Origin of the sequence: Xenorhabdus thailandensis (assembly GCF_037996785.1) — a bacterium.
Taxonomy (GTDB): domain Bacteria; phylum Pseudomonadota; class Gammaproteobacteria; order Enterobacterales; family Enterobacteriaceae; genus Xenorhabdus; species Xenorhabdus griffiniae.
This window is the reverse complement of record NZ_JBBMXF010000018.1, coordinates 82567-95531: the sequence shown is the minus strand read 5'-3', so window position 1 is coordinate 95531 and position 12965 is coordinate 82567. Positions and strand designations below refer to the sequence as shown.

Below are 12965 nucleotides of genomic sequence, written 5' to 3'. Positions count from 1 at the left end.
GCCATTTTCTCTTACCGGTATTGAACTGGTTGGCACCGTGACAGCTGAAACCAAAGAGCCAGAGAAAATCTTACCCAAAGCGATCAACAGTATTCCGATCAGGATCATTATCTTTTACGTGCTTTCCATGATGTGCATTATTGCTGTTACCTCATGGCCACAGATTTCACCGGAAGTAAGTCCCTTTGTGACGTTGTTTGCATTAGCAGGGTTGCCAGCAGCAGCAGCGGTGATTAATTTTGTTGCCCTGACTTCGGCGATGTCCTCGGCCAACAGTGGGTTATATGCCTGTACTCGTATGCTTTATGGTTTGTCCACGGAAAAGCTGGCGCACAGCAAATTTGGGCGACTTTCAATCAACAGTGCCGTTCCTATATTTAGCTTGATATTTTCGGTGCTTTGCATGGCAAGTGGCGTATTCTTGCTATTTATTATCCCCAATGTCATGAAATTATTTACTATTGTTACGACTGTGGCCGCCATTATGGTGATTTATAGCTGGTGCATGATACTGATTGCTTATCTGGCTTACCGCAAGAAACGTCCTGACCTGCATAAAAAATCTATCTATAAAATGCCAATGGGCATTCCTATGACATGGTGTACCTTGCTATTTTTTGTCTTTACGGTGGTGATCATGGTGTTTGATTATGACACCCGTATTGCACTATATGGTACGCCGGTGTGGTTTGTGATATTGGAAATTTTGTGGCGTCTGCGGAAAAATCGTGAACGGCAGGGCATTCAGGATGAAATGGTAAATTAGGCGTTATGAGAAATAGCCCCACGCTAACAGCATAGGGCTATGCCATGTTTATGCAGCCAAAAAATTATGCATTTTCTTGCTGGGTTGCCTGAATGGCAGTCAGTGCAACAGTGTAAACGATATCATCAACCAGTGCGCCACGGGACAGGTCGTTAACGGGTTTACGCATACCTTGCAGCATTGGTCCGATAGAAACCAGATCTGCTGAACGTTGTACCGCTTTGTAAGTGGTATTACCGGTGTTCAGATCCGGGAAGATGAACACGGTGGCCTGGCCTGCAACCGGCGAGTTTGGCGCCTTGGATTTCGCTACATCTGCCATGATAGCCGCGTCGTACTGCAATGGGCCGTCGATGATCAGATCTGGGCGTTTTCCCTGTGCCAAACGGGTGGCTTCACGCACTTTTTCAACGTCGCTGCCTGCACCAGAGTTACCGGTGGAGTAAGAGATCATCGCAACGCGAGGCTCAATACCAAATGCTTTCGCAGAATCCGCCGATTGGATTGCAATTTCGGACAGTTGTTCTGCGGTCGGATCTGGGTTAATCGCACAGTCTCCGTAAACCAGCACTTGTTCTGGCAGCAACATAAAGAAGACCGAAGAAACCAGAGAGCTGTTTGGTGCCGTTTTAATTAACTGCAATGGCGGGCGGATGGTGTTCGCTGTGGTATGTACTGCACCGGAAACCAGACCATCAACTTCGTTTTGTTCCAGCATCATGGTGCCCAGAACGACGTTGTCTTCCAGTTGTTCGCGGGCAACAACTTCGGTCATGCCTTTGTTCTTGCGCAGTTCAACCAGACGTGGTACATAGCGTTCACGTACGGATGCAGGGTTAACAAGTTCAATACCTGCGCCCAGTTCAACGCCTTGAGCCGCTGCTACACGACGAATTTCTTCTGGATCGCCCAGCAGGATACATTCTGCAATGCCACGCTCAGCACAGATAGCCGCTGCTTTGACGGTACGTGGTTCGTCGCCTTCCGGCAGAACGATACGCTTGCCAGCTTGACGAGCCAGTTCGGTTAACTGGTAACGGAATGCAGGTGGAGACAGCAGGTTTGGACGCTCTGATGCAGCTGCCAGAGAATCGATCCACTCGCTGCTGATGTGTTGTGCAACGTAGTTTTGTACTTTTTCGATGCGCTCATGGTCATCGGCCGGCACTTCCAGACTGAAACTTTGCAGGTTCAGTGAAGTCTGCCATGTGTTGGTCTTCACAGTGAAAACGGGCAGGCCGGTGTTGAATGCACGTTCGCACAGTTCACGGATAGAATCGTCAATTGAGTAACCACCGGTCAGCAATACGGCACCAATTTCAACACCATTCATGGCTGCCAGACATGCCGTGATCAGTACGTCAGGGCGGTCCGCCGAAGTCACCAGCAGAGAACCCGGGCGGAAGTATTCCAGCATATTAGGAATACTGCGAGCACAGAAAGTCACGGACTTGATGCGACGGCTTTCGATAGCACCTTCATTGATAATGCTAGCTTTCAGGTGCTTAGCCATATCAATTGCACGGGTAGCGATCAGGTCAAAACTCCACGGGATACAACCGAGAATAGGCAGTGGGCTGTTTTTGAAGATAGTTTTTGGATCGACGTTGGTGATCGTCGCTTTGGTTGATTCGTCAAAGATCTCGGATAAATCAGGGCGAGTACGGCCTTGGTCATCAACAGGGGCATTCAGTTTATTGACGATAACACCGATAATGTTTTGGTTCTTGCTGCCACCGTATTCAGCCCGGCTCAGTTCAATTCTTTCTTTCAGTTGCTCTGGAGTATTGGTACCCAGGGCTGTCACGAACACGATTTCAGCGTTCAGTGTCTTGGCGATTTCATAGTTCAGGGACTGAGCAAACGGATGCTTGCGAGTCGGAACCAAACCTTCGAGCAGAACCACTTCCGCATCTTTGGTGTTTTCGTGGTAACGCGCCACGATCTCTTCCATTAATACGTCTTTTTTGTTAGTACTTAACAGTGACTCCACATACGCCATATCCAGAGGTTCAGCAGCATGGATGCTGGAGTGTGAACGGATAATGGAAGTGATTTGATCCTGAGAACCAGTGTGACGTGGTTGTGCGATAGGTTTAAAAACGCTCAGGCGAACGCCTTTTTGCTCCATAGAGCGAATAACACCTAGGCTGACACTGGTTAAACCAACGCTAGTGTCAGTAGGGATTAACATAATTGTACGGGACACGGAAACCTCTTTAACGGTTGCTCGTCAGTCAATAAATGTGACTCAGTTCGATATCTTCGTGAAAACCGCCAGCATTGCTGGCGGTTATAAAATCATGCTGATTATGCGGTCAGACGTGCTGAATCCTGAGCAATAACCAATTCTTCATTGGTTGGAATAACCAGAGCTGGGCGGCTATTATCTGTCGTGATAACGCCTGATTTGCCGAAGCGAGCAGCAAGGTTACGCTCATGATCATATTCAAAGCCCAGCAGAGCCACTTTCTTCATGGTCAGTTCACGAACCAGGGCGGAATTTTCACCAATGCCACCAGTGAAAATAATGGCGTCCAGACGGCCTTCCATCAATGCGCTGTATGCGCCGATGTATTTAGCCAGACGGTGGCAGTAAACATCCATAGCCCGTTTAGCGTCAGCTTTAGTTTCGTAGTTGTCTTCTACATAACGGCAATCGCTGGTGACTTCGGTCAAACCTAAGAAACCAGACTCTTTAGTCAGCAGGGTGTTGATCTGAGCAATGCCCATACCCATTGCATCGTGCAGATGGAATACGATAGCGGGATCGATATCACCACTGCGGGTTCCCATGACCAGGCCTTCCAGTGGAGTCAGGCCCATGGAAGTATCAACACACTGACCGTTGACAATGGCAGAAACAGAACCACCGTTGCCCAGGTGGCAAGTGATGACATTCAGTTCTTCAACGGGTTTGTTCAGCATCTTGGCTGCTTCACGGGAAACATAGAAATGGCTGGTACCATGTGCACCATAACGACGGATGCCATGCTCTTTGTACAGGTTGTAAGGCAGTGCGTACAGGTATGCTTCTTCAGGCATAGTCTGGTGGAATGCGGTGTCAAATACGGCAATGTTTTTCTCAAGCAGATGAGGGAAGGCTTTTTTCGCTTCAGCAATACCGATCAGGTGAGCCGGGTTGTGCAGAGGGGCGAATGGAATAGCCGCTTCAATGCCTGCGATAACTTCATCGGTGATAACCACGGAAGAAGTGAACTCCTCACCACCATGAACAATGCGGTGACCGATGGCTGAGATTTGTGCAGAAAGTTCTGGCTTTTCAGCTAGGATAGTATTAACAATGAAGTTCAGTGCTTCGCTGTGTGCTGCGCCGGCACCTAAAGCAGCTTCGTTTTTCGCGCCATCCATTTTCCATTTAATACGGGCTTCTGGCAGGCCAAAGCACTCTGCTAAACCAGAAAGATATTCTTCACCATTGGCAGGATCGATGATAGCGAATTTCAGGGAGGAGCTACCGCAATTAAGAACCAGTACCAGCTTACTTGACATGGAAATACCTATTATCTTGTTGTGATCTAATCTTAAATAAGAATAATGTTAAAAATAAAACAATTTATTAACAAACCGAACCCAATTGTTGCGAAAAAGGGCAAAATTCCTGTTTTGCTACTGCAACAACATAAAAGTCTGTGTAGGATACCGTTTGCTAGCAATAAAGACAAAATATACTTAATAGCATTAATACTACAAAAAAGATTTTATCTTTTGTAGAGATTTTTTAAAAACTATACCTTTAATTGATTGAGGTCATGATGAACACGACACCGCCTGTTAGCCAAGGTTGGTTCAAGCGTATGCAATTAGGACAGCAATATTTGAAAACCTGGCCACTGGAGAAGCAACTTGCGCCTGTTTTTCCTGAAAATCGTGTAATTAAGGCGACTCGCTTTGGTATTCGGTTTATGCCGCCATTGGCCATTTTCACTTTGACATGGCAAATCGCGCTGGGTGGTCAATTGGGGCCATCGGTAGCAACAGCACTGTTTGCCTGTAGTTTGCCGTTGCAGGGATTATGGTGGTTGGGAAAACGTGCGGCGACGCCATTACCGGAAAAATTATTGCATTGGTTTTATGACATTCGGGAAAAATTTGCCCAGGCCGGCATTGCAATGGCACCAGTAGAAAATGTCCCGACCTACTTTTCATTGGCTGAATTGCTTAAACGGGCTTTTAAGCAATTAGACGATGCTTTTCTTGATGATATTTAATCCCAGGTGTTATACCAATCAACTTCAAGATGCGTCTCCCCACGAAGAGGGGGAGATAGAAGACGCATCTTGAAAGGCGATTGGTATAGGGAATAAGTATCTGATTAACACATAATGACATTTGAAGGAGTCGGGTTTGGTTTTGAAATGTAGAGGTTTTTTATTCGATTTGGATGGTACGCTAATTGATTCATTGCCTGCGGTTGAGCGAGCATGGATTCAATTTGCCGATAAGATGGGTATCGATAGGGATGAAGTTCTGAACTATGTTCATGGCACGCCGGCGATATTATCGCTCCGGCATTTTATGCCAGATGCGAGTGAAGAAGAGATCGCCGATACTTTCAAATGGATTGAAAAAATTGAAACAGAAGATACGGAAGGCATTACAGCTTTGCCTGGTGCCATCGCCTTGATTGATAAGTTGAATGCACTGGATATTCCGTGGGCCATTGTGACATCAGGAACGGTTCCTCTCGCTTCTGCACGTCATAAAGTGGCGGAATTACCGGAACCTGCTCATTGGGTGACGGCCGAGTCGGTAACAAATGGAAAACCAAACCCTGAACCCTATTTATTGGGGGCTAAAAAGCTGGGATTATTGCCGGAGGAGTGTGTCGTGTTTGAAGATGCTGCTGCGGGAATAAATGCTGGCTTGGATGCGGGTTGTCAGGTTGTTGTTGTCCACGATTCACCGGATATTCCACGCCGCAATGAGATTCATTTGACGATTAATAATCTGGAAGATATTGAGATTGTCAAATCTGGCAGTTACGTATCGATTTATACCGATTGACGCATCCCAAATCAGAAGGTTCCTTGATCATAACGAGGGATTTTCTCTAAGAAACATGGTCTACTGACTTTGTTAACGTATGTACCTGTAGGCTTTTGATATATAGCCAATCTGCTAATTGGCAGATTGGTCGTGCGGATAGTCATATTTGAAAGGTATCGTTGATAGAGGCCAAATTGAGTAGCGAACTGTTGTGGGTATTAACCCTGCTATTGATAGCCATTGTGCTTTTCACCACCAATAAAGTCAGAATGGATGTTGTGGCTTTATTGCTGATCATCGCATTTGTCTTGAGTGGCACACTGACGTTAAGTGAAGCCACTGTCGGTTTTAGTGATCCCAATGTGTTGTTGATTGCCGCCCTATTTGTCATTGGCGAAGGGTTGGTGAGAACTGGGGTTGCTTATCAGATGGGAGACTGGTTGGTCCGTGTCGCGGGTAACAATGAAACCAAGATGTTGGTTTGGTTAATGTTATCTGTTGCCGGATTGGGGGCTTTCATGAGTTCTACGGGAGTCGTGGCAATATTTATACCTGTTGTCCTGAGCGTGGCTGCCAGAATGAAAACCTCTCCGGGGCGATTGATGATGCCATTAGGATTTGCCGGTTTGATCAGCGGCATGATGACCTTGGTCGCAACGCCACCTAATATGGTCGTCAATAGTGAGCTGGTGCGCGAAGGTCTGCGGGGTTTTAATTTCTTCTCCATTACACCGATCGGCATATTAGTGTTGATGGCGGGCGTAATTTACATGCTCGTTGCTCGTCGTTGGCTAGGGGGAATAAACCATCAGACAGCGGACGAGCGTTATCATCGAACATTTCGTGGTTTGATACGCGATTATAAATTGTCGGGCCGTGCTCGCCGTCTGACTATCCGTCCAGGTTCACCTTTGGTTGGGCACACATTGGATGAATTAGGGCTGCGCGCCCGTTATGGTGCCAATGTTATTGGTATTGAACGTTGGCGTAAATTCCGTCGAGTGATGGTGGCTGCCACTGGGGATATGGAATTGCAGAGGCAGGATGTCTTGCTGGTGGATATGTCGGATAGTGATATTGATTTGCGGGAGTTTTGCCGTGAGCAGCAGCTAGAACCGATGGTATTGCGTGGGGAATATTTTTCCGATCACTCGCGTAATGTGGGTATGGCTGAGGTTTCGGTGCTCCCTGAATCTGAACTTTTGGGGCAATCATTACGTGATATGAAATTTCGTACACGCTATGGTCTCAATGTAGTGGGGATACGTCGCGGGGGAAAAGCGTTAGAAGGGAAGTTAGTGGATGAACCTGTGTTGCTTGGTGATACCCTGCTGTTGATTGGCGATTGGAAATTGATCCACGCGTTAAAAACAAAAACGCCGGATTTTATTGTACTAAATCTGCCTGTTGAGGTGGAAAGCGCGGCTCCTGCTGCCTCACAAGCTCCCCATGCCTTATTCTGCCTTGCCCTGATGGTTGCTATGATGCTGACCAATGAAATTCCCAATTTTATTGCCGCGTTAATCGCCTGCCTGTTAATGGGGAAGTTCCGCTGTATTGATATGGAAAGTGCTTATCGTTCCATTCACTGGCCAAGCATTATTTTGATTGTTGGTATGATGCCTTTTGCGCTGGCATTGCAGAAGACGGGAGGCATTGATCTCATTGTCAAGGGATTGATGGATATCGCAGGTAATATGGGGCCACGGGTGATGTTGGTGTGCCTGTTTGTGCTTTGCGCCATGATAGGATTGTTTATTTCCAACACGGCGACGGCTGTGCTAATGGCTCCGATTGCGATTGCGGCGGCGAATGAGATGGCTGTTTCTCCTTTGCCCTTTGCGATGATTATTGGTGTGGCGGCTTCGGCAGCATTTATGACACCCGTTTCATCTCCTGTTAATACATTAGTACTGGGGCCGGGGGGATATCAGTTTGCCGATTTCGTGAAACTTGGCGTACCTTTTACGTTAATTGTGATGGGGATTAGTGTCGCGGTGATCCCAATACTTTTCCCATTCTAATATTTTTATCAGGCAGCTCCGTATGAAAGGGAGCTGCGTTATGATTATAGTTTAATATTATTGAATAATTTTATAAAAAATAGTTACAAATCTTAATGATTATAACCGGATAATTGCGATCAGATATCAGTAATCGAATAGCTGTAGTAGTGCATTATCTATAAGCTGATTTCATCGAGCGAGAGATTGAAACTCGGTACAAATACATCCATAAAATACGCCATTTCTTCACTACGACGTTCTGCCAGTGTCTTATCCAATCGATTTTTAGCTTGATTGAATTCAGTATTGCCTGCTGAGAGTTCTTCCAGGCATTTCAAGTAAGCGCATAATGCATCAGCTTGCTTGATAATACTGATTTCTTCTTCACTATGGTGATGCTCATCCAGGATGGTGCGAAAATCATCCTGTAATTCAGTCGGCAACATAGCCAATAATTTTTGTTGGGCTATTTTTTCTATTTTCTTATATTCATGGGCAATTTGGGGATTGTAGTACTTAATGGGTGTTGGCAAATCACCGGTAATGACTTCGCTGGCATCGTGATACATTGCCAACAGGGCGATCCGTTCAGGATTGACATTGCCGTTAAATTTACGGTTTTTGATGATTGCCAAAGCGTGAGCGACAAAAGCAACCTGTAAACTGTGCTCTGAAACATTTTCTGTACGCACATTTCGCATAAGAGGCCAACGGCTAATTAATTTTAGGCGGGATAATTGGGCGAAAAAATGACTCATAATTTCCTCTGGTAGCCGATTAATTTGTAGCAAAATTGTAGCGGAATAACATGATTAATTGTGAGCGGGGTATCGATAACTTGAAAAATGGCGGGAATATTTACGTGCGGAAAATTCATTTATGGAAAAAATAGCGGTAAGTAAGAAACAAATATTTACCTCAGCGAAGAGCCATCCCATTAATTTATTAATATTTAATGGGATTGGCCTTAATGACAAAGATTATGGTTATTGGCGATAGTTACCGATAAACCGGGCAAATTTTTCAATTGCCATTTGTAAGTCAGTGACATGTGGCAATGTAACAATGCGGAAATGGTCAGGATCTGGCCAGTTAAATGCGGTGCCTTGAACCAGTAAGACTTTTTCCTGTAGTAAGAGATCGAGTACCATTTTTTGGTCATCGTAAACATTGAAACGTTTGGTGTCTATTTTCGGGAACATATAGAGGGCACCCATCGGTTTCACACAGGAAACTCCAGGGATCTGGTTAATCAGTTCCCATGCATGGTTGCGTTGTTCATAGAGCCTGCCACCTGGGAAAATAAATTCACTGATGCTTTGATAACCACCTAATGCTGTTTGGATTGCGTGTTGCATTGGCACATTGGCACAAAGGCGCATTGATGCCAGCATTTCTAATCCTTCAATATAATCCTTAGCCTGTTTTTTAGGGCCGTTGAGGACCATCCAGCCTTGACGGAAACCAGCAACGCGATAGGTTTTGGACAGCCCATTAAAAGTTATAGTAAAGAGATCAGGCGCTAATGCTGCAATGGAGTGGTGCTGGGCATCATCGTACAGGATCTTGTCATAGATTTCGTCAGCAAAGATAATTAGATTATGTTGGCGGGCGATTTCTACGATTTCCAGCAACAACTCTTTGCTATATACCGCGCCGGTTGGGTTATTCGGGTTGATAATAACGATACCACGGGTACGTGGGGTAATTTTACGGCGTATGTCATCTAAGTCAGGAAACCAACCTTGTTGCTCATCACATAGGTAGTGGACGGCATTGCCGCTGGAAAGTGATACTGCCGCAGTCCAAAGAGGATAATCAGGCGCAGGAACCAACATTTCGTCCCCGGTATTCAACAGAGCCTGCATGGATTGAACGATAAGTTCAGAAACACCATTCCCAATAAAGATATCTTCAACGGTAACATCCAGCATATTTCTGGCCTGATAATGCTGCATGATTGCCTTACGTGCTGAATACAACCCTTTTGAATCAGAGTAACCCTGGGCTGTTGGCAGATTTCGGATAACATCGACTAAAATTTCATCAGGCGCTTCAAATCCGAATGGTGCCGGATTACCAATGTTTAATTTCAGTATCTTATTACCTTCTTCTTCGAGTCGCTTGGCTTCTTTGAGGGTATTCCCTCGAATGTCATAGCAGACATTATCTAATTTACTGGATTTATTAATGGAAAACATAGGGTGCCTTGACCTCTTTGGCAAAATGGATACTACCCGGCATAAAAAGTGTGATGATCAATGTACTCTTCTCAATCTGTATTTTGAAGAGGCTTTGATATCTTTGGTTAAAATGGTTGTTTTAAGAATAAATGAACAAGGTTGCTCTCTGAATTATTGCCTTTTGTTGGCGTATTGTTTTGAATGTATTTGATAAATTGGAATTTAATTTTGCATAATGGCGGGTTTTTAGTTGGCAGGAGAGGCAGGAGATGAGATTTTGACGAGGTTTTTGGGTTCATTTGTCGTTTTTTTCAGGGATCCCAAATTGTCAATAAAAGTAAGAAGATTTGTATAATGTATTCTTATAATTTATCTTTACCGACCTAAAGTTAATTTAGGTTTTTATCACATATACTTTGACAATTTTTTTGAGTTTTTACCCATGATATTTTCAGGACTATTCAATAAGAAGGTTAATTTATTAAAAATGCTAATACTATCTGATAATGTTAAGTGTTCCTAATTCAGATTAGGTTATTCTTTGAAGCAAGTCAGAAAAAGGGTATTTGTACTGGAAATTGGCGATTATGTGATGTAAATAGGATTTTATCTCTGACTTATTTTGGGATTGCATAAATTTTGTTAAGAAAGGAGAAAATAAACCTCATGATGATTTAATTAGTAAAAAAATGCAGTAAACCTTTGCCCTATTTAATAGAGTAGAGTAATGTCACAATCGGTATTATTTTATTTGATACTGCTGAAGTAAAAACACCAGGTTAGTTAGTAATTAAAATCAAAAAAAAGTGATGAATAAACAATGATAAATGCAAATCGTCAGATAATAAACCTCGATCTCGATCTGCTAAGAACTTTTGTTGCTGTTGCTGACTTAAATACTTTTGCAGCAGCAGCGGCAGCTGTTTCTAGAACGCAGTCAGCTGTGAGTCAGCAAATGCAGCGGTTGGAACACCTCGTGGGGAGAGAGTTGTTTGCTCGTCACGGTCGCAATAAGCTTCTGACCGAACATGGGCTTCAACTTCTTGGTTATGCACGCCAAATTCTGCGTGCCAATGACGATGCAACAGCATCGTTAACCTACAATGATGCAGACGGTGAATTGAGAATAGGTGTATCAGACGACGCTGTTGATACACTGCTTCCTTTCTTATTGAACCGTATTGCCTCTGTCTATCCACGTGTGGCTGTTGATGTACGCATTAAGCGCGCTCAGTTTATCGAAAGCATGTTGGATAACCATGAGATTGATTTGGCCGTCACCACAGCGAAAATCAACCATCATCCTAAAACGCTCTTACGTTCTTCACCTGTTTTATGGCATTGTGCACCTGATTTCCAATTGCAGACAAATGAGCCTGTGCCGTTGGTTGTGATGGATGAAACTAATCCTTTTCGCCAGATAGCTCAGGAAACGCTGGATATGGCAGGCATTTCATGGCGTATTGCGTATGAAGCTGCCTCCTTGTCCGCCGTTCGTGCAGCGGTGAATGCGGAAGTTGGTATTACTGCTCGCCCTCTGGAAATGCAGAATGCGGATCTGAGAATTTTAGGTGAAATTGAAGGATTACCACGTCTGCCGGAAATCCAATTCTTCTTATATCGTAATAGTAACGAACAGAACGAATCTGTTTTGACTGTTTTTGATGCAATAGAAAATAAGAAAACACCTTATACTGTAACAACTGTTGAATCTGATGAATCCGATGAGATGGATGAATCTATCGACGTTATTGAACCCATCAAATCAACTGAAACAGTTGATGAAAATTACGTTGAAAATATAGACGAATAAGTATTATGTGTTTTATAGGCTAATATTTCCATTTTATTTATGGAAGTATTAGCCTGTTGTTAATTACTTATTAATAATCCTCCCAAGTTTTCATTTCCATTTCTGATATTTCTAATAAGAAATATACTCTACTAATTTTCCTATACCTTTCGAATTTTAGTTAAAAGAATGTTGCTTTGTTAACAAATTTCATTTTTCTAACTTGATAAAATAAAACCGTTTTCAGAAATAGTTCGCTTATCACACTTTAATCGTGCTTTTTAGAAACAATTTATTAAGAGTTGAATAAATTACATTCAAGTATTGAATGTTTTTCAATGAAACTGTGCACTTGATCATAAAAATACCCCAATCAGTGCAGTGGAAAGACAGGTTTTTCCTGCGATAATGATGTAGTAAAGTCGAGTTATCGGTTAAACTAGTCATGTTGAAGGATGCTTTTTTGTACGACTGACACGTTTTAGCGATATCGCAGCACAATCCGTTAATTAATGGTTTGTGATTTGTAAATAAATGTGCAGATGTTTTTGCCGTTAGGGCAAATTTTGTTGAGAGGAATAAAAACCAAGACGATTCAAGCTATAAGATACATTGATTAGCGTTGTTTCAGATTTGGTTGTTATCCCTTCCCGTGAATCGATGTGGTGCAACACTGCCGGCAAAAAGAGCAGACACTTTGACACCACTTTTGATGAGTAAGCAACGAGTATGTCTACATCCACTGGAATTTTAGCCCATCACTGGGCATTCGCGGTTTTTCTAATAGGTGCTCTTGGTTTGTGCGCATTCATGCTATTGGGTGGGTACTTCATGGGGGGCAGGGCGAAAGCCAGGGCAAAACACGTCCCTTATGAATCAGGTATCGATTCTGTTGGCAGTGCACGTTTGCGTCTGTCGGCGAAGTTTTATCTGGTTGCCATGTTCTTTGTTATCTTCGACATTGAAGTCCTTTACCTGTATGCATGGGCCGTCTCAATCAAAGAGAGCGGTTGGCTAGGCTTTGCCGAAGCAAGCATTTTCATTTTGGTGTTATTGGCAGGTTTGGTTTATCTGGCGCGTATTGGGGCATTGGATTGGACACCAGCGCGTTCAAAACGTCAGGTTAGTAAACCGAGTGCTGATACTTATATCAACACTACTGGCAATCATACCAACAACAGTCACATGCAGTAATAGCGAGGCATAAA

At 43.8% G+C, this 12965-nt stretch carries 10 protein-coding genes; 6 read left to right on the top strand and 4 right to left on the bottom strand.

Annotated features, from left to right (window positions below):
* The coding region (locus AAC853_RS17285) for an amino acid permease (RefSeq protein WP_340615270.1) at positions 1 to 766 on the top strand (766 nt) is incomplete at its 5' end.
* Between the two features lie 64 nt (positions 767 to 830).
* On the opposite strand, the gene pta is transcribed toward AAC853_RS17285, so the two are convergent.
* A complete protein-coding gene (pta, locus tag AAC853_RS17280) occupies positions 831 to 2975 on the bottom strand; it encodes a phosphate acetyltransferase (protein ID WP_340615269.1) in 2145 nt (714 codons plus the stop codon).
* Positions 2976 to 3076: 101 nt separating this feature from the next.
* A complete protein-coding gene (ackA, locus tag AAC853_RS17275) occupies positions 3077 to 4279 on the bottom strand; it encodes an acetate kinase (RefSeq protein ID WP_340615268.1) in 1203 nt (400 codons plus the stop codon).
* Between the two features lie 263 nt (positions 4280 to 4542).
* Here ackA and yfbV point away from each other — a divergent pair, with 263 nt between their 5' ends.
* The 3 genes from yfbV (at position 4543) to AAC853_RS17260 (ending at position 7800) form a co-directional block, all read left to right on the top strand.
* Positions 4543 to 4998 carry a terminus macrodomain insulation protein YfbV gene (gene yfbV / locus AAC853_RS17270; RefSeq protein WP_338885544.1) on the top strand — a complete coding sequence of 152 codons (456 nt, stop codon included), beginning with the start codon at positions 4543 to 4545 and terminating at the stop codon, positions 4996 to 4998.
* A 136-nt stretch (positions 4999 to 5134) separates the two neighbouring features.
* A complete protein-coding gene (locus tag AAC853_RS17265; protein WP_338804915.1) occupies positions 5135 to 5794 on the top strand; it encodes a sugar phosphatase in 660 nt (219 codons plus the stop codon).
* Positions 5795 to 5970: 176 nt separating this feature from the next.
* Positions 5971 to 7800: an SLC13 family permease gene (locus AAC853_RS17260; protein WP_338885053.1), complete on the top strand. Its 1830-nt coding sequence runs from the start codon at positions 5971 to 5973 to the stop codon at positions 7798 to 7800.
* A 158-nt stretch (positions 7801 to 7958) separates the two neighbouring features.
* Here AAC853_RS17260 and yfbR read toward each other — a convergent pair whose 3' ends face one another.
* Both yfbR and AAC853_RS17250 read right to left on the bottom strand, forming a co-directional pair.
* Positions 7959 to 8540, bottom strand: a complete 582-nt coding sequence (yfbR, locus tag AAC853_RS17255) for a 5'-deoxynucleotidase (RefSeq protein ID WP_338885054.1) — start codon at positions 8538 to 8540, stop codon at positions 7959 to 7961.
* Positions 8541 to 8768: 228 nt separating this feature from the next.
* Positions 8769 to 9983: a pyridoxal phosphate-dependent aminotransferase gene (locus tag AAC853_RS17250; RefSeq protein ID WP_338885055.1), complete on the bottom strand. Its 1215-nt coding sequence runs from the start codon at positions 9981 to 9983 to the stop codon at positions 8769 to 8771.
* An 802-nt stretch (positions 9984 to 10785) separates the two neighbouring features.
* On the opposite strand from AAC853_RS17250, the gene hexA reads away from it, so the two are divergent.
* Entirely contained in the window at positions 10786 to 11778 is a 993-nt protein-coding gene (hexA, locus tag AAC853_RS17245; protein ID WP_338885056.1) for a transcriptional regulator HexA, read from the top strand.
* A 708-nt stretch (positions 11779 to 12486) separates the two neighbouring features.
* Complete coding sequence (locus AAC853_RS17240; protein WP_047769421.1) at positions 12487 to 12951, top strand: NADH-quinone oxidoreductase subunit A; 465 nt, start codon at positions 12487 to 12489, stop codon at positions 12949 to 12951.
* The last annotated feature ends 14 nt before the right edge of the window (positions 12952 to 12965 follow it).

Coding starts and splice junctions, on each gene's coding strand:
- ackA (WP_340615268.1), bottom strand. CDS start 4,279: ATGTCAAGTAAGCTGGTACTGGTTCTTAATTGCGGTAGCTCCTCCCTG.
- yfbV (WP_338885544.1), top strand. CDS start 4,543: ATGAACACGACACCGCCTGTTAGCCAAGGTTGGTTCAAGCGTATGCAA.
- yfbR (WP_338885054.1), bottom strand. CDS start 8,540: ATGAGTCATTTTTTCGCCCAATTATCCCGCCTAAAATTAATTAGCCGT.
- AAC853_RS17250 (WP_338885055.1), bottom strand. CDS start 9,983: ATGTTTTCCATTAATAAATCCAGTAAATTAGATAATGTCTGCTATGAC.
- hexA (WP_338885056.1), top strand. CDS start 10,786: ATGATAAATGCAAATCGTCAGATAATAAACCTCGATCTCGATCTGCTA.
- AAC853_RS17240 (WP_047769421.1), top strand. CDS start 12,487: ATGTCTACATCCACTGGAATTTTAGCCCATCACTGGGCATTCGCGGTT.